This is a genomic window from Georgenia sp. TF02-10 (genome assembly GCF_022759505.1).
Taxonomy (GTDB): Bacteria; Actinomycetota; Actinomycetes; order Actinomycetales; family Actinomycetaceae; genus TF02-10.
In genome coordinates this window covers 3,580,628-3,596,901 of the sequence record NZ_CP094289.1, presented here as the reverse complement: position 1 = coordinate 3,596,901, position 16,274 = coordinate 3,580,628, and the positions used below count along the sequence as shown (strand labels likewise).

Below are 16,274 nucleotides of genomic sequence, written 5' to 3'. Positions count from 1 at the left end.
TCCGCCTCGACCGCCCTGCGGTCGTGGCGGAGGTCGCCGGGCAGTGACTCAGAGAGGATCGTGCTGTGGCGGTAGACAACATCCCCGTGCGCAGACCGACGCTCGCGGACGTGGCACGGATCGCCGGTGTCTCGGTCGCGACGGCGTCCAAGGCGCTCAACGGCCGCCGGCAGGTGCGTGAGGAGACGCGTCAACGGGTGGTGGCCGCGGCGGAGGAGCTCGCGTTCCGTCCGAACGCGCTCGCCCAGCAGTTGAAGAAGGGCCGGTCCGGCGCGATCGGCCTCATCACGCACGACCTCGAGGGGCGTTTCTCCATCCCGACCCTGCTCGGCGCGGAGGACGAGGCGGGCAGCGGCGAGGTGTCGGTGCTGCTGTGCGACGCCCGGGGGGACAAGATCCGCGAGCGCTACCACGTCCAGGCGCTGCTCGGGCGCAACGTCGACGGCCTCATCATCGTCGGTGCCCGGCCGGACGTGCGTCCATCGCTCGGGAGGCTCCCCGTGCCGGTCGTCTACGCGTACGCCCCCTCCGAGGACCCGCAGGACATGTCTCAGGTGAGTGACAACGTCCAGGCCGGTGTGCTCGTCGCCGAGCACCTGCTCTCCCGGGGCCGCCGCCGCATCGCGGTCATCACGGGGGACGAGACATACTCGGCGGCGCGGGAACGAGCCAGGGGCGCCATGGGCGCGCTGGTGGCAGCCGGCGTCGAACCGCTCGACGGCCAGGCCTTCTTCGGGTCCTGGGACGAGGCCTGGGGGCGGGACGGCATGGAGACGATCCTCGGCAAGCACCCCGACCTCGACGCCGTGATTTGCGGCAGCGACCAGATCGCCCGGGGCGTCCTCGACACCCTACGGGAGCACGACCTGCGCGTGCCCGAGGACGTCGCCGTCACGGGCCATGACAACTGGGGGGTCATGGTCGAGCACTCGAGGCCCCAGCTCACCAGCGTCGACATGAACCTCGAGGAGGTGGGGCGACGCGCGGCAGCGCGCCTCTTCGCGGCCATCCAGGGCCGGCCCTCGCCGGGTGTCGAGAAGGCGCTGTGCAAGCTTGTGCCGCGTGAGTCGACCCGGGGCTTCCACACCTTGACCGGCTGAGCGGGGCAGGCAGGCGCAGGCCGCCGCCCTGCCGGCGCCCGGGATCGAATCCGGTACCCCGCTGCCTCCTTCCCGGAGTTCGGCGCTCCGTGACCTTAGCTCAGGCGTCGGGTCTCCCTGGCGACCAGACTCCGCTGCACGGAACGACGAACACTGTGTTGCGGGACTCGAACCGCTCCATCTCTGCCGACGGGCCGGTGGAAGCTCCCACACCGGGAGGCGCACGGGCGGTCTGGGAGGAGCTCGACGCGGGAGGCGAGGAGGGTCATGGCCGGTCGGCTGCGCGATCCTCCAGCACTCGGGTCGCGCTGAGCGAGCTGTGCGTGGCGGCCTTGCGGGCTCGCACCGCGGCCAGCCAGGCCTGCGGGTCTGGGGTGTCCGCGAGCTCCACCAGGTGCGCGCAGATACTCCTGAGACGACCGGTCAGTGCCGCTCGGGCAGCGAGCGCGTCGCCGGTCTCGTCCGGCACGTCGTGAACGGTGATCGAGCGCGCCACGTAGTCAGGGCCGGTGCACGGGCTGCCGGAACGCGAGCACGCGTGCGCACCACGCTGGCGCCGGACCCATACCGGCCACAGGCGTGCCCGGCGAACGCAGCACTCGGGCGAGAACGTGCCGTCGAGGTCGCTAGCGCGGCCCGACCCACCGCGCCGGCTCGGCCACCACCCGGGCCAGCGCCCGCAGGGCCCCACCGGTGGCCGCCGGGGCGCTCGCGCCGTCGGCCCGGACGATGAACGTCGACCACGGCGCGGCCAGCACCCGCCGGCCGAGCTCGGCCTCGATGCCCGGGCGGAGGTGGTCCAGGAACGGGGCCAGCTCCCCGCCGAGCACGATCTCCTCGACGTCGAGGATGTTGACCACCCCGGCCAGGACGACGCCGAGGGCCCAGCCCGCCCGGTCCAGCGCCGCGCGGGCCGGGGACCCCGGCTCCGCGGCGAGCCGGAGCACCTCCGCCGGCGGGGCCGTGGCGGGCAGGCCGGCAGCCGCGCGGAGCGCCTGCTTGCCCGCGTACTGCTCCAGGCACCCGCGCGCCCCGCACCGGCACCGCGGCCCGTCCGGCTCCACCGCCACGTGCCCGACCTCCCCGGCCCAGCCGCGCGGGCCGTCGGCCAGCCGCCCGTCGAGAACCGTCGCGGCGCCGATGCCGACGTGCGCGGAGAGGTAGAAGAAGGTCGGGGCCCCGGCCAGGCGGCCGGGCGCGGCGTGCGCCGCCGCCAGGGCGGCCAGCTTCGCCTCGTTGACCACCTCGACGTCGGCCGGCAGGGCGAGGAACCGGGCCGGCTCGAGGTCGGCCCAGCCGAGGTTGGGTGCCAGCAGCAGCCGGCGCCCGTCCGGGCCGACCAGGCCGGGGACGGCCAGGACGGACCCGACGAGCCGGTCGGCGCCCGCCTCCGCCAGGGCCGCCGTCGCGAGGCCGGCGAGGTCGGTCAGGACCGCCGCGGCGGGCGAGCCCGCCAGGTCGCGGCCGACGGTCCGGGCGGCGAGCACCTCGCCGCGCAGGTCGAGCACGCGGACGGCCAGGTAGTCGACGTTGACCTCCAGGCCCAGCCCGGCGAAGGTGCGGCCGGCCGGGGCGAGCGGGACGGCCGGCCGGCCGCGGAGCCCGGCGCTGGCCGGCAGCTCGGCCACGATCCCGGCCCCGAGCAGGTCCTCGACGAGCCGGGAGACCGTCGAGCGGGTCAGGCCGGTCCGTCCAGCCAGGTCCGCGCGGGAGAGGGGCCGGCCGGAGCCGAAGAGTTCGGTGGTCAGCACGGCGAGGTTGTGCGCCCGCAGGCTGTCCTGGCGGCCCGGCCCGACGGGGCTGGATCCGGCCGGGCGGACCCGGGCGGGGCGTGCCGGGGCCGGGCGGGCGCCGACGGCACCGGCTGTCGGTGGGCGGCCGGCACCCGGGGCGGCCGGCACGGCACCGGCCGCCGTCGCCGGAGCGTTCGCGCGCCGCTGCGGGACGGGGGAGGACGCGGGCACCTGTTGACCCTAGCGCCCCAGCGGGGTTAAGTTCATCGGAACAACAAAACTCGACGAGGAGGCGCCATGACGCGCAAGCCCACCCCCGAAGACCGGTTCTCCTTCGGCCTCTGGACGGTCGGCTGGACCGGCCGGGACCAGTTCGGGGAGGCATCCCGGCCCGCCCTGGACCCCTGGGAGTACGCCGCCCGGCTGGCCGAGCTCGGCGCCTGGGGCGTGACCTTCCACGACGACGACGTCGTCCCCTTCGGCTCCCCGGACGCGACCCGGGAGCAGATCCTCAGCACCTTCAAGCAGGCGACCGAAGACGCCGGCCTCACCATCGAGATGGTCACCACGAACACCTTCTCCCACCCGGTGTTCAAGGACGGCGCGCTGACCTCCAACGACCGGAGCGTCCGCCGCTTCGCGCTGCGCAAGGTCTTGCGCAACGTCGACCTCGCCGCCGAGCTCGGCGCCCAGACGTTCGTCATGTGGGGCGGGCGCGACGGCGCGGAGTACGACGGCGCCAAGGACGTCAACGCCGCCCTGGACCGCTACCGCGAGGGGATCGACGCCGTCGCCGGGTACGTCAAGGACCAGGGCTACGGGCTGCGGATCGCCCTGGAGCCCAAGCCCAACGAGCCCCGCGGGGACATCCTGCTGCCCACGGTCGGCCACGCCCTGGCCTTCATCGCCCAGCTCGACAACGGCGACATCGTCGGCCTGAACCCCGAGACCGGCCACGAGCAGATGGCCGGCCTGAACTACACCCACGCCCTGGCGCAGGCGCTGTGGTCGGGCAAGCTCTTCCACATCGACCTCAACGGGCAGCGGTCCATCAAGTTCGACCAGGACCTGGTCTTCGGGCACGGGGACCTGCTGTCCGCCTTCTTCACCGTGGACCTGCTGGAGAACGGGTTCCCCGGCGGCGGGCCGCGCTACACCGGGCCGCGCCACTTCGACTACAAGCCCTCCCGCACCGAGGGCCTGTCCGGGGTGTGGGAGTCCGCCGCGGCCAACATGGAGACCTACCTCCTGCTCGCCGAGAAGGCCCGGGCCTACCGCGCCGACCCCGAGGTCCAGGCCGCCCTCGAGGCGGCCGGGGTGCTCGAGCTGGCCGAGCCCACCCTCGCGGCGGGGGAGTCGGTGGCCGACCTGCTCGCCGACCGCACCGCGTTCGAGGACTTCGACGCCGATGCCGCCGCCGCCCGCGAGTACGGCTTCGTCCGGCTCAACCAGCTGGCGCTGGCGCACCTGGTCGGATGAGCCGGGCAGGCACGTCGGGGACGGCGGGCGGGGGAGCATGGACCGCATGAGCCAGACGCTGGTCGCCGGGATCGACTCCTCCACCCAGTCCTGCAAGGTCGTCGTCCGCGACGCCGAGACCGGGCGGCTGCGCCGGTTCGGCCAGGCCCCGCACCCGCCGGGCACCGAGGTGGACCCGGCCGCGTGGTGGGACGCCCTCCAGGTGGCGGTCGCGGCGGCCGGCGGCCTCGACGACGTCGCCGCGGTCGCCGTCGGCGGCCAGCAGCACGGCCTGGTCGCCCTCGACGCCCACGGTGCGGTGATCCGCCCAGCCCTGCTGTGGAACGACACCCGCAGCGCCGACGCCGCTGCGGACTTGACCGCCGAGCTCGGCCGCGCCCTGGGCACCGGGACCGCCGACGGGCCGGCCGCCTGGGCGGCGGCCACCGGGACGGTGCCGGTGGCGTCCCTGACCGCCACCAAGCTGAGGTGGCTCGCCGACCACGAGCCCGACAACGCCGCCCGGGTGGCCGCCGTCGCCCTCCCGCACGACTGGCTCACCTGGCGGCTGGCCGGCGGCGCCGGCCTGGAGGACCTGGTCACCGACCGGTCGGAGGCCTCCGGCACCGGTTACTACGACCCGGCGGCCGGGCAGTACCGCCGCGACCTGCTCGCCCGGGCGCTGCGCCGCGGCGCCGACGACGTCGTCCTCCCGCGGGTGCTCGGCCCGGCCCAGCCGGCCGGCCGGGGGGACGGCGCGGCGGGCCTCGGGCACCTCGTGCTCGGCCCCGGCGCCGGGGACAACGCCGCGGCCGCGCTGGGCCTGGGCATGCGCGGCGGGGACGTCGCGATCTCGGTCGGGACCTCCGGGGTGGTCTCGGCCGTCGCGCCGGAGCCGGTGCAGGACCCGAGCGGCCTGGTCGCCGGGTTCGCCGACGCCACCGGCGCCTTCCTGCCGCTGGCCGTCACGCTCAACGCCTCGCGGGTGCTCGACGCCGCGGCCGCCCTGCTCGGCGTGGACCACCGGGCGCTGAGCGACCTCGCGCTCGCCGCCCCGCCCGGTGCCGACGGCCTGACCCTGGTGCCCTACCTCGAGGGCGAGCGCACCCCGAACCTGCCGCGGGCCACCGGCTCGCTGCTCGGGCTGTCCGTGGCGTCGATGACCCCGGCGCACGTGGCCCGGGCCGCCGTCGAGGGCATGCTGTCCGGGCTGGCCGACGGGCTCGACGCGCTGCGCGCCCAGCGGGTGCCGGTCGAGCGGGTGCACCTGATCGGCGGAGGGGCGCGCTCCCGGGCGGTCCGGGCGATCGCCCCGGCGGTGCTCGGCCGCCCGGTGCTGGTGCCTGAGCCGGGGGAGTACGTCGCCGACGGCGCCGCCCGGCAGGCCGCCTGGGTCCTCGCCGGGACCGCCGAGCCGCCGGCGTGGCGCATCTCGACCGTGCGCACTTGGGAGGCGGCGCCGACGCCGGAGGTCCGGGAGCGGTACGCGGCGCGGCGCCACCTGGTGGCCGAGCGCGGCTGAGCAGGTGCGGCGCAGGCCGGGGAGCGCCGCACGGGCGGCCGGCCGCGGGGCCGGGGGAGCGCGGCCGGCCGCGGCAGCGCCGTCGCCGGGGCCGCCGCCCCCGGCCTCAGGGCCGGTGCGCGAACCGCTCGAGCAGGCCGGAGTCGCCGGAGACGATGAGCAGGTCGTCGGCGCCGATCCTGGTCGACTCCGTCGCGTACTCGAACGGCTCGCCCGGCGGCTTGACCCCCAGCACCGTCACCCCGTACTTCTCCCGGATCCGGGACTCGCCGATGGTGAACCCCTGGGCCTCCCGCGGTGGGCGCATCTTGATGATGGCGAAGCCGTCCTCCATCTCGATGTAGTCGAGCATGCGCCCGGAGACCATGTGCGCCACCCGCTGGCCGGCGTCGTTCTCGGGGTAGACGACGTGGTGGGCGCCGATGCGGCGCAGGATCCGGCCGTGCTCGGCGCTGACCGCCTTGGCCCAGATCTGCGGCATGCCCAGGTCCACCAGGTTGCCGGTGATGAGCACCGAGGCCTCCAGCGAGGTGCCGACGCCGACGACGGCAACCGGGAACTCCGCCGCCCCGAGCTGCTCGAGCGCCTCGGGGTTGGTGGCGTCGGCCTCGACCAGCGGCAGCCGGCTGGACCACTGCTGGACCAGGTGCGGGTCCTGCTCCACGGCGAGGACGTCCCGGCCGAGCCGGTCCAGGGTCGCGGCGAGCGCGGCGCCGAAGCGGCCCAGCCCGATCACGAGCACCCCGGACTCCTCGGAGCCGTCCTTGTCTGCCATCTGATCTCCTTCGCCGGTCGGTGCGGGTCGGTTCTGCTCGCGGGGGCGGTGGGGGCTGCCTGGCCGCCGGGGTTGCCGGCCACCGGGGCCGCCTGGCCGCCGGGGGGTCAGCCGATGATCGGCCGCTCGTTGGGCATGCGGATCACCCGCCGCCGGTGCCGCAGCGCGAGCGCCGCGGCCACCGTCATGGTGCCGGTCCGGCCGGCGTACATCAGCCCGACGAGGACGTACTTGGCGGCGTCGGGCAGGTCCGGGGTGATCCCGGTGCTCAGCCCGCAGGTGGCGAAGGCGGAGATGACCTCGAAGAGGATGACGTCGAGGTGCAGGTCGGTGATCATCAGCAGGACGAGGGTGGATACCCCGACCAGCGTGGCGCCGATGAACGCCACCGACACCGCCAGCCGCACCGTGGAGGACCCGACGCGCCGGCCGAAGGCCTCGATGTCCCGGTCCCCGCGGGCCTCCGCCACGATCGCGAGCACCAGCACGGCGAGGGAGGTGACCTTGATGCCGCCCGCCGTCGACGCGCTGCCGCCGCCGACGAACATCAGCGCGTCCCCGAGGAACCACGTCGCCTCGCGCATCTCCCCGACGTCGACGGTGGCCAGCCCCGAGGAGCGCGGCGTGGTGCCGTGCACCAGGGCGGCGAGGATCTTCTCGTCCAGCCGCAGCGGGCCGAACGTGCCCGGGTTGGTCCACTCCGCCGCGCCGATGGCCAGGGTGGCGCCCACGGTGAGCAGCGCCGAGGTGGCGAGGGTGAGCTTGGCGTGCAGGCTCCACCGGCGCGGCGTCCGCCAGCGGGCGGCGACGTTGAGGATGACGGGGAACCCGATGGCCCCCACGAACGTCCCGACGACGATCGGCAGGCCCAGCCACCAGTCGCCGACGTAGGGGGTCAGGCCGCCCTCGAGGATGACGAAGCCGGCGTTGTTGAAGATGCTCAGCGCCATGAACAGGGCGTGCCAGGCCGCCGCCGGCGCGCCGTCGACGATGGACAGGAACCGGGGGAAGAGCACCAGGGTGAGCGCGGCCTCCACGGTCAGGGAGGTGATGACCACGGCCCGGATGAGGGAGCCGACCTCGCCCAGGCGGGCGGTCTTGGTCTCCGAGGCGGTCAGCATCCGCTGGGTCAGGCCGATCCGGCGGGAGACGGCCAGGCCGAGGATGGAGGCGAGGGTCATCACGCCCAGCCCGCCCACCTGGATACCGACGGCGATGACCGCCTGGCCGAAGCCGGACCAGTACGTCGCCGTGTCCACGGTGACCAGCCCGGTCACGCAGACGGCGGAGGTGGCGGTGAAGAGGGCGTCGACGAACGGGGCCCGCTCGCCGGAGACGGTGGCCGCGGGCAGCGACAGCAGCGCGGTGACGACGACGATGATCGCGGCGAAGACGAGCAGGGCGAGCCGGGCGGGGGAGGTGCGGGCGATGTGGTCCACCCAGTTGCGGACGGCGGTGAGCACGCCAGGCATCCCAGCCATCCTCCTCCCCGCGACGCGGCCCGGCGGTCTGCCGGGCCGGACCAACCTTGGCACAGCGGGACCGCTACGGTGAGGCATGCCCGCGGACGCCCTGCTGGTCTGGTCCGACGACCTGGTCAGCTACGACTTCGGCGTCGGCCACCCGATGGCGCCGGTCCGGCTCCTGCTCACCCACGACCTGCTCGCCGACCTCGGCGTCCTGGCCTGGCCCGGTCTCGTCGTCGCCCCGGCCCCGGTGGCGCCGGACAGCGAGCTGCTCCGGGTGCACGAGGCGGAGTACGTCGCCGCCGTCCGGGCCGCCGAGGCCGACGGCGCCGCGCCGGTGGGCTTCGGCCTGGGCGACGCCGACACCCCGGTCTTCGGCCAGGTGCACACCGCCTCGGCCCGGATCGTCGGGTCCACCGTGGCGGCCGCCGAGGCGGTGTGGACCGGGACCGCGCGGCGGGCGGTGAGCCTGGCCGGCGGCATGCACCACGCCATGGCCCGGCGGGCCTCGGGCTTCTGCGTCTACAACGACGTCGCCGTCGCGATCGCCTGGCTGCTCGACCACGGCGCCGGCCGGGTCGCCTACGTGGACCTCGACGCCCACCACGGCGACGGCGTCGAGCGCGCGTTCTGGGACGACCCGCGGGTGCTGACCCTCTCGGTGCACCAGCACCCCGGCTCGCTGTTCCCGGGCACCGGGTACGCCCAGGACGTCGGCCCGGCCACGGCCCGCGGCTTCGCCGCCAACGTGGCGCTGCCGCCCGGCACCCAGGACGCCGGGTGGCTGCGCGCGGTGGAGGCGGTAGCCGAGCCGCTCGTGCGCGAGCACGCCCCGGACGTGCTGGTCACCCAGCACGGCTGCGACTGCCACGGCGCCGACCCGCTCGCCGAGCTCGACGTCTCCGTCGACGCCCAGCGGGCTGCCGCGCTGCTGATGGCCGACCTCGCCGAGCAGCACGCCCACGGCCGCTGGCTCGCCACCGGGGGCGGGGGGTACGAGGTGGTGGGGGTGGTGCCGCGGGCGTGGAGCCACCTCGCCGCCGTCGTCGCGGGGCACCCCCTGGACCCGGGCACCGCCCTGCCGGAGGAGTGGCGCCGGCGGGTGCACGACCTGGCCGACGTCACCGCCCCGGCCACGATGACGGACGGCCGGGACGGTCGCCTGGTGCCGTTCGCGGCTGGCTACAACCCCGACGACGCCGTCGACCGCGCCATCATGGCCACCCGGCAGGCCGTCTTCCCCTGGCACGGGCTGGATCCGGTCACCAGCTGACCCGGGGCGGCCGGCAGCCGCGCGGCGCGACGGGGATGGGCGGCCGGTGCGGCCGGCGCGACCGGGAGCCCGGCGGCGGCCCCTGTTTCCGCCGCACCGTCCTTGGCCCTATATTGCCTGGGAACAGCGCCGCCGCCGCGGCCGACGACGAGAACGGGTGGACATGGCCGACCAGATGGGAGCGCCGAAGTTCCTTACCGTCGCCGAGGTCGCCGAGCTCATGCGGCTGTCCAAGATGACCGTGTACCGGATGGTGCACGCCGGGGACCTGCCGGCGGTGCGGATGGGCCGGTCGTTCCGGGTACCGCAGGCCGCCGTCGAGGACATCATCGCCAAGGGCCTGGGGGACTGGGACCAGGACCGCGCCGACGGCGCCCGGTAGCCGGGCGACGGCTCTCGGGGATCCTGGCCGACGGCGCCCAGTCGCCCGCGCCGACGGCGCCCAGTCGCCCGCGCCGGCGGCGCTCGGGAGCCCGGGCCGTCGACGCCGGGCAGCCCGACGCGACGGCCCCCGGCAGCCCGGGCGCGGGGGCAGGCACCGCCACGGCCGGTGGGGGGAGGACCGCGGAACCGGTAGACTCGGCCCCGTTCCGGGACGCCTGGCCGCGACCGGCGTCCGTGATCCTCACCTGGAAGGTCCCCGATGGGTTCCGTCATCAAGAAGCGCCGCAAGCGCATGTCCAAGAAGAAGCACCGCAAGCTGCTGCGCCGCACGCGCCACCAGCGTCGCAACAAGAAGTGACGCGCAGCGAGACGTGACACCGCCCGCTCGACGGGCACGTGACCACCAGGCCCGGCCGACCGGCCGGGCCTGCGTCGTTCCGCGGCACGCAACGAGCCGAGCGGGTGAGTGGACGCGCTGCGCTGCCAGCCATCGGCCCGGAAAGCGCCGGCGTGGTTTCGGCGCCGCCCAGATCTCGGTGCGTGCCACTCGGCGGCTCCAGCCGCATCGCACCCCGCACCGATGAGCGACGGCCCGGCCCAGGACCACCCCCGGGCCGCGACCGACGACTCCGTCACCCACGCCTCCACCCATCGGTGATGTTCGGTGCCTTGTCGACCGTTCCGCTCCTTGATGTGACTGTCACATCGAGGGCTCGTGCCGGCCGGCCGCCCGACGCGTGCATAATCGATGTGACCGTGCACATCGACGTCAGGTAGTTCAGTGAGCCCGGAGCCGCACCGGGGGCGAGCGCCCAGCATCCGCGATGTCGCACGCCTTGCGCAGGTCTCTCACCAGACGGTATCTCGGGTCCTCAACGACCATCCCAGCATTCGCGACGAGACCAAGAGCCGAGTTCTCGATGCGATCGAGGCGCTGCAGTACCGGCCGAACCGGGCCGCGCGGGCCCTGGTCACCAGCCGGTCGAACACGATCGGCGTCCTGGCCGCAACGCCGGCCGAGTCTGGGCCAGCTCGGGTGATCGCCGCCATCGAGGCTGCCGCCCGGGAAGCCGGATACTCGGTGAACACCGCGGAACTCCGCGGGCAGACATCAGAGGCGATCGCCGACGCCCTCGAACATCTGGTGCAGCAATCGGTGGACGGCCTCATCGTGATCGCGCGGCAGGTGCGCGTCTTCGATGTGCTCGCCGGGATGGCGCTAGGTGTGCCGTACGTCAGCCTGGAGTCCGGCGGGGGCCCCGAGCACCGGGGCCTCGCCCCCGACCAGGTCGCCGGGGCGCGCCTCGCCACCGAGTACCTGATCAAGCTCGGTCACCGCGACATCGTCCATCTGGCCGGGCCGCAGGACTGGATCGAGGCCGAGGCGCGGATGCGCGGCTTCCTTGACGCGGTGTCGGACGCAGACCTGCGCACGCATGCGCCGATCCTCGGCGACTGGTCGGCTGACTTCGGGTACTTCGCGGGACGGGAGCTGGTGCGGACCCGAGACTTCACGGCTGTCTTCGCCGCGAGCGACGATATGGCGATCGGACTGATGCACGCTCTGCGCGACGAAGCAGTGGACGTGCCCGGCGAGGTCAGCGTCGTGGGCTTCGACGACATTCCGCTCGCGGCGCATGTCGCGCCGCCGCTCACCACGATGCACCAGGACTTCCGTGAGGTCGGGCGGCGCGCTGTGGCCCTGCTCCTGGCGGCGACCCGCGGCGACCCGCAGCTGGACCCCGAACCGATCGTGCCGGAGCTCGTGGTACGCGACTCGACCGGTCCCGCGTCGGGCCGGAGCGCCGCTGCAACGGGTTGACGAGGGCAGGTTGACAGATCACAGACCCGGTTGGACGATGGTCCAGATGTGAACGGTCACACGCCTGCTCATGGGTCTCGCGACGAAGGGAGAGTGACGCGGTGGCAGCACCCATTCTGGAGATGAGGTCGATCACCAAGGAGTTCCCCGGGGTGGTCGCCCTGTCGGACGTCTCGCTCACCGTCGAGCCCGACGAGATCCACGCCATCTGCGGCGAGAACGGAGCCGGCAAGTCCACCCTGATGAAGATCCTCTCCGGGGTGTACCCGTACGGCAGCTACCGCGGCGAGATCATCTTCCGCGGGGAGCCGGTGCGGTTCAAGGACATCCGGTCCAGCGAGGCGGCGGGCATAGCGATCATCCACCAGGAGCTCGCGCTCATCCCCGAGCTCTCGATCACCGAGAACATCTTCCTCGGCAATGAGGTCGAACGCGGCGGGCGGATCGACTGGCGCGCCGCCCGTGCCCGGGCGGTCGACCTGCTCGCGCGGGTCGGGCTCGACGAAGACCCGGACCGCCTCATCAAGCACATCGGGGTGGGCAAGCAGCAGCTGGTCGAGATCGCCAAGGCGCTCAACAAGGACGTCAAGCTCCTGATCCTCGACGAGCCCACCGCCGCCCTCAACGAGGACGACTCGCAGCACCTGCTCGACCTCATCCGGGGCCTCAAGGCGCGTGGCATCGCCTCGATCATGATCTCGCACAAGCTGAACGAGCTCCAGCAGATCGCCGACGCCATCACCATCATGCGAGACGGCCGCGTGATCGAGACCCTCGACGTCCGTCGCGGTGACGTCGACGAAGACCGGATAATCCGGGGCATGGTGGGGCGCTCGCTCGAGAGCCGATACCCCGACCGGACGCCCCGTATCGGCGAGGTCTTCTTCGAGGTCAAGGACTGGACCATCCAGCATCCTCAGGTGACTGAGCGCCTCGTGGTCAAGGGGGCGAACCTCAACGTCAGACGCGGTGAGATCGTCGGCATCGCCGGACTCATGGGCGCCGGCCGCACGGAGCTCGCGATGAGCATCTTCGGCCGCTCCTACGGCACGTACCTCTCGGGCACCATCGTCAAGGACGGCGAGGAGGTCGTGCTGAAAGACGTCCAGTCGGCGATCGACCACGGCCTCGCCTACGTGAGCGAGGACCGCAAGCAGCTCGGCCTGAACCTGCTTGACAGCATCAAGCGGTCCATCGTCTCGGCGAAGCTGTCGAAGATCGTGACGTTCGGTCGCGTCGACGACTCGCGCGAGCACGGCATCGCCGAGGACTATCGCAAGAAGCTGCGGATCAAGACGCCGAGCGTCGAGGCGGGAGTCTCCAAGCTCTCGGGCGGCAACCAGCAGAAGGTCGTGCTCGCCAAGTGGATGTTCACGGACCCCGACCTGCTCATCCTTGACGAGCCCACCCGAGGCATCGACGTCGGGGCGAAGTACGAGATCTACACGATTATCCAGAGCCTCGCCGCCCAGGGAAAGGGCGTCATCGTCATCTCGAGCGAGCTGCCCGAGCTCCTCGGCATCGCAGACCGGATCTACACAATGTTCGAGGGGCAGATCACTGACTGCATCCCCGCATCCCAGGCCACCCCGGAGACTCTCATGCGCAGCATGACCTCCGCGAAGAAGAAGGTGCAGGTATGAGTACCGCACAAGACGCGCCCGCGCGGGGGAGCGGCCGCCTCTCCGACATCAAGAAGATGTTCGGCGGCGGCCAGTCCACGCTGAGGCAGTTCGGCATCGTCGGCAGCCTGATCGTCATCATCCTGCTGTTCCAGGTCCTGACCAACGGGCTGACCCTCTCCCCCGGGAACCTGATCAACGTCGTCAACCAGTACTCCTACATCCTCATCCTCGCGATCGGGATGGTGATGGTGATCATCGCTGGGCACATCGACCTCTCGGTGGGCTCGGTGGCTGCGTTCACCGGCATCGTCGTGGCGAAAGCCATGGACGAGTGGGGCCTGCCCTGGCAGCTCGCCATCGTGCTCGGTCTCGTCGTCGGCGCGCTGATCGGCGCGTGGCAAGGTTTCTGGGTCGCCTACGTCGGCGTGCCGGCGTTCATCGTCACGCTAGCGGGCATGCTGATCTTCCGAGGCGCGAACCAGTTCGTCGGGCAGTCGACCACCGTCCCGGTCCCCGAAGGGTTCCGATCGATCGGTGCCGGATACCTGCCAGAGCTTCCTGTCCCGGTGCCGTTCAACGTGCCCACCATGGTGCTCGGGCTGCTCGGGGCCGCCTGGATCGTGTACAACGAGCTCCACCTCCGACGGGTGCAGAAGCGCATGGGAGCGGACCTCGCGCCCGCATGGGTCAGCCTCGTCAAGGTCGTGCTGCTGTGTGCCGCGATCCTCGCAGCCGCGTGGCTGTTCGCGACCGGACGTCCAGGCACAAGCTTTCCGATCTCGGGGATCATCCTTGTCGCGCTGGTCGTCATCTACGCCTTCGTCACGCGGAGCACGGTGCTCGGACGCCACATCTATGCCGTTGGCGGCAACCGTCTCGCGGCTACGCTCTCCGGCGTGAAGGACCGCCGCGTCGACTTCTTCGTGATGATGAACATGTCGGTGCTCGCGGCCCTCGCCGGAATGATCTACGTCGCCCGTGCGACGGCGTCCGGGCCGCAGGACGGAAACGGGTGGGAGCTCGACGCGATCGCCGCGGTCTTCATCGGCGGTGCCGCCGTGTCCGGCGGAATCGGCACCGTGATCGGCTCCATCATCGGTGGCCTCGTGATGGCGTTCCTGAACAACGGTCTCCAGCTCATCGGGGCCGGCGCCGACCAGGTCCAGATCATTAAGGGTCTCGTGCTGCTCGGGGCCGTGGGAGTGGATGTCTGGAGCAAGTCCCAGGGTCGGCCGTCGATCCTTGGCCTATGGTCGCGCAAGCGGCGAGGCGGCCCGCCCACCGGCCCGCAAGAACCTCCGGCCGTCGCTCCGACGTCCGGCACCAACGAGTCGTCGCAGCCCCGCGACATGGTCAGAAAGTGACCGGGGACGGCGCCTCAGCACCTAGGAGAAAGTGATCGATCAATGAAGAGAATCGCTTTGGCGGTGACCGCCGCCGCCACGGCCGCGGCCCTGGCGCTGGGCGGCTGCTCGGGCGACAGGGCGGGCGGTCGGGAGGCGGCCGCAGGCGGTGGCGAGGAGCCCGCCGCGGGCTTCGACGCCGGCGCGCCCATCGGCGTCGCGCTGCCCGACAAGACCAGTGAGAACTGGGTCCTGGCGGGGGACCTGTTCACCGAGGGGCTGGAGGAGGCGGGGTTCAAGCCAGACGTGCAGTACGCGCCGGCGAGCAACACCGTCGCCGAGCAGCAGAACCAGATCTCGTCCATGATCACGAACGGTGCAAAGGTCGTCGTGATCGGAGCGAAGGATGGCAAGCAGCTCGGAACCCAGCTTCAGCAGGCGGCCGACCAGGGCGTCACGGTCATCGCCTACGACCGCCTCATCGAGAACACCGAGAACGTCGACTACTACGTCGCGTTCGACAACTTCCAGGTCGGCCAGCTGCAGGGCCAGGCCCTGCTCGACGGGCTCGCAGAGCGAGCTGGCCACGAGCCGCCGTACAACATCGAGCTGTTCTCCGGCTCACCCGACGACGCCAACTCCGCGGTGTTCTTCAACGGGGCGATGGACGTGCTGCAGCCGAAGATCGACGACGGCACCCTCGTCGTCGCCTCTGGCCAGACCCAGATCCAGCAGACGGCGACGCAGGGCTGGGAGGCCGAGAACGCGCAGAGCCGCATGGACTCGCTGCTCACCAGCAGCTACAGCGACAAGGTGCTCGACGGCATCCTCTCACCGAACGACACCCTCGCTCGTGCGGTCATCGCCTCCGTGGAGGCGTCGGGCAAGCCCATCCCGGTCGTCACCGGTCAGGACTCGGAGGTCGAGTCGGTCAAGTCGATCATGGAAGGCAAGCAGTACTCCACGATCAACAAGGACACCACCCTCCTCGTGGAGCAGACCATCAAGATGATCGAGCAGCTCCAGCAGGGTGAAGAGGTCGAGGTGAACGACACCGAGCAGTACGACAACGGTGTGAAGGTCGTTCCGGCGTACCTGCTCGACCCGGTCATCGTGACCAAGGAGAACGCAGCGGAGGCGTACGCCAACGTGCCGAACCTCCTCGAGATCGTCGAGGCCGCGAGCTAAGCGAGTCTCGGCTGCGACAACCCGCTCTGCCCCCCGCGTTCGCGGGGGGCAGAGCCGTCCGTGCAGGGGAAGGCTGACTGACTGGACGGACGAGCGCTACCAGCGCTCACCGACGACGCCCGACGTGCCGCCGTCGTGTCCGCGGTTCAGGGAGGGCGGGTCGGCCCCGGTCCGAACGATGCTTCGTCGGGTGCCGTGGCCGGCCAGCGTGACCGTATTGTGACGGCCATGCAGACCGTCTCACCCGAGCCCGCGCCGGCACCCGCGCGCATCGTCCTCTACGGCCGTGCCGGGTGCCACCTGTGCGAGGTCGCCCGCGAGGACCTCGAGCGCCTCGCGGCCGAGACCGGGGTCGGCTTCGCCGAGGTCGACGTCGACTCCGACCCCGACATCCGCCAGCGCTACGGCGACCTCGTCCCGGTCGTGACCGTCGACGGCGTGCAGCAGGGGTACTGGCAGATCGACCCGGACCAGGTCCGCGCCGCGCTGGGCTGAGGCCCGGGCCAGTCCTGACGTTCGGCACGTTTGGCGCGCCGACCGAGTCCCGGCCCGCGGTGACCGACGCCCGGCCCGCGGTGAGACGAC

General features: G+C 72.6%; 15 protein-coding genes. 11 read left to right on the top strand and 4 right to left on the bottom strand.

Annotated elements, in window-relative coordinates:
• The first annotated feature begins 110 nt into the window (after nucleotides 1–110).
• The gene (locus MF406_RS16395) at nucleotides 111–1,100 is read left to right on the top strand and encodes a LacI family DNA-binding transcriptional regulator (RefSeq protein ID WP_371744531.1); all 990 of its coding nucleotides are present in this window, start codon (nucleotides 111–113) and stop codon (nucleotides 1,098–1,100) included.
• A 265-nt stretch (nucleotides 1,101–1,365) separates the two neighbouring features.
• Here the strand turns inward: MF406_RS16395 and MF406_RS16390 are convergent, their stop codons facing one another.
• Together MF406_RS16390 and MF406_RS16385 are read right to left on the bottom strand one after the other, a co-directional pair.
• Nucleotides 1,366–1,596, bottom strand: coding sequence for a hypothetical protein (locus MF406_RS16390; protein ID WP_242895683.1), 231 nt, complete (start codon nucleotides 1,594–1,596; stop codon nucleotides 1,366–1,368).
• Between the two features lie 130 nt (nucleotides 1,597–1,726).
• Nucleotides 1,727–3,064 carry an ROK family protein gene (locus MF406_RS16385; RefSeq protein ID WP_242895682.1) on the bottom strand — a complete coding sequence of 446 codons (1,338 nt, stop codon included), beginning with the start codon at nucleotides 3,062–3,064 and terminating at the stop codon, nucleotides 1,727–1,729.
• A 66-nt stretch (nucleotides 3,065–3,130) separates the two neighbouring features.
• Here MF406_RS16385 and xylA point away from each other — a divergent pair, with 66 nt between their 5' ends.
• Both xylA and xylB read left to right on the top strand, forming a co-directional pair.
• Nucleotides 3,131–4,312, top strand: coding sequence for a xylose isomerase (gene xylA, locus MF406_RS16380; protein ID WP_242895681.1), 1,182 nt, complete (start codon nucleotides 3,131–3,133; stop codon nucleotides 4,310–4,312).
• A 46-nt stretch (nucleotides 4,313–4,358) separates the two neighbouring features.
• Complete coding sequence (gene xylB, locus MF406_RS16375) at nucleotides 4,359–5,813, top strand: xylulokinase (protein WP_242895680.1); 1,455 nt, start codon at nucleotides 4,359–4,361, stop codon at nucleotides 5,811–5,813.
• Nucleotides 5,814–5,919: 106 nt separating this feature from the next.
• Here the strand turns inward: xylB and MF406_RS16370 are convergent, their stop codons facing one another.
• Nucleotides 5,920–6,588 carry a TrkA family potassium uptake protein gene (locus MF406_RS16370; protein ID WP_242895679.1) on the bottom strand — a complete coding sequence of 223 codons (669 nt, stop codon included), beginning with the start codon at nucleotides 6,586–6,588 and terminating at the stop codon, nucleotides 5,920–5,922.
• A gap of 107 nt (nucleotides 6,589–6,695) precedes the next feature.
• The gene (locus MF406_RS16365; protein WP_242895678.1) at nucleotides 6,696–8,069 is read right to left on the bottom strand and encodes a TrkH family potassium uptake protein; all 1,374 of its coding nucleotides are present in this window, start codon (nucleotides 8,067–8,069) and stop codon (nucleotides 6,696–6,698) included.
• Nucleotides 8,070–8,145: 76 nt separating this feature from the next.
• Here MF406_RS16365 and MF406_RS16360 point away from each other — a divergent pair, with 76 nt between their 5' ends.
• The 8 genes from MF406_RS16360 to MF406_RS16325 all read left to right on the top strand — a co-directional run bounded on the left by MF406_RS16360 (nucleotide 8,146) and on the right by MF406_RS16325 (nucleotide 16,184).
• Nucleotides 8,146–9,327 (top strand): acetoin utilization protein AcuC, encoded by a 1,182-nt coding sequence (locus MF406_RS16360; protein ID WP_242895677.1) that lies wholly within the window; start codon nucleotides 8,146–8,148, stop codon nucleotides 9,325–9,327.
• Nucleotides 9,328–9,490: 163 nt separating this feature from the next.
• Nucleotides 9,491–9,709 (top strand): helix-turn-helix domain-containing protein, encoded by a 219-nt coding sequence (locus MF406_RS16355; protein ID WP_242897847.1) that lies wholly within the window; start codon nucleotides 9,491–9,493, stop codon nucleotides 9,707–9,709.
• 261 nt (nucleotides 9,710–9,970) lie between these two features.
• Nucleotides 9,971–10,069, top strand: coding sequence for a 30S ribosomal protein bS22 (locus MF406_RS16350; protein WP_109274628.1), 99 nt, complete (start codon nucleotides 9,971–9,973; stop codon nucleotides 10,067–10,069).
• Between the two features lie 423 nt (nucleotides 10,070–10,492).
• Nucleotides 10,493–11,533, top strand: a complete 1,041-nt coding sequence (locus MF406_RS16345; RefSeq protein ID WP_242895676.1) for a LacI family DNA-binding transcriptional regulator — start codon at nucleotides 10,493–10,495, stop codon at nucleotides 11,531–11,533.
• Nucleotides 11,534–11,655: 122 nt separating this feature from the next.
• Complete coding sequence (mmsA, locus tag MF406_RS16340; RefSeq protein WP_305853003.1) at nucleotides 11,656–13,176, top strand: multiple monosaccharide ABC transporter ATP-binding protein; 1,521 nt, start codon at nucleotides 11,656–11,658, stop codon at nucleotides 13,174–13,176.
• Nucleotides 13,173–14,522, top strand: a complete 1,350-nt coding sequence (gene mmsB, locus MF406_RS16335; protein WP_242895674.1) for a multiple monosaccharide ABC transporter permease — start codon at nucleotides 13,173–13,175, stop codon at nucleotides 14,520–14,522. Before mmsA ends, mmsB begins: the two co-directional genes overlap by 4 nt.
• 42 nt (nucleotides 14,523–14,564) lie before the next feature.
• Nucleotides 14,565–15,689, top strand: a complete 1,125-nt coding sequence (locus MF406_RS16330) for a sugar-binding protein (RefSeq protein WP_242895673.1) — start codon at nucleotides 14,565–14,567, stop codon at nucleotides 15,687–15,689.
• A gap of 228 nt (nucleotides 15,690–15,917) precedes the next feature.
• A complete protein-coding gene (locus MF406_RS16325) occupies nucleotides 15,918–16,184 on the top strand; it encodes a glutaredoxin family protein (RefSeq protein ID WP_242895672.1) in 267 nt (88 codons plus the stop codon).
• The last annotated feature ends 90 nt before the right edge of the window (nucleotides 16,185–16,274 follow it).

What these genes read in the sequence shown, in the direction of transcription:
- MF406_RS16365 (WP_242895678.1), bottom strand. Translation starts at nt 8,069, where the DNA reads ATGGCTGGGATGCCTGGCGTGCTCACCGCCGTCCGCAACTGGGTGGAC.
- MF406_RS16355 (WP_242897847.1), top strand. Translation starts at nt 9,491, where the DNA reads ATGGCCGACCAGATGGGAGCGCCGAAGTTCCTTACCGTCGCCGAGGTC.
- mmsA (WP_305853003.1), top strand. Translation starts at nt 11,656, where the DNA reads ATGAGGTCGATCACCAAGGAGTTCCCCGGGGTGGTCGCCCTGTCGGAC.
- MF406_RS16325 (WP_242895672.1), top strand. Translation starts at nt 15,918, where the DNA reads ATGCAGACCGTCTCACCCGAGCCCGCGCCGGCACCCGCGCGCATCGTC.
- MF406_RS16350 (WP_109274628.1), top strand. Translation starts at nt 9,971, where the DNA reads ATGGGTTCCGTCATCAAGAAGCGCCGCAAGCGCATGTCCAAGAAGAAG.
- xylB (WP_242895680.1), top strand. Translation starts at nt 4,359, where the DNA reads ATGAGCCAGACGCTGGTCGCCGGGATCGACTCCTCCACCCAGTCCTGC.
- mmsB (WP_242895674.1), top strand. Translation starts at nt 13,173, where the DNA reads ATGAGTACCGCACAAGACGCGCCCGCGCGGGGGAGCGGCCGCCTCTCC.
- MF406_RS16370 (WP_242895679.1), bottom strand. Translation starts at nt 6,588, where the DNA reads ATGGCAGACAAGGACGGCTCCGAGGAGTCCGGGGTGCTCGTGATCGGG.
- xylA (WP_242895681.1), top strand. Translation starts at nt 3,131, where the DNA reads ATGACGCGCAAGCCCACCCCCGAAGACCGGTTCTCCTTCGGCCTCTGG.
- MF406_RS16330 (WP_242895673.1), top strand. Translation starts at nt 14,565, where the DNA reads ATGAAGAGAATCGCTTTGGCGGTGACCGCCGCCGCCACGGCCGCGGCC.
- MF406_RS16360 (WP_242895677.1), top strand. Translation starts at nt 8,146, where the DNA reads ATGCCCGCGGACGCCCTGCTGGTCTGGTCCGACGACCTGGTCAGCTAC.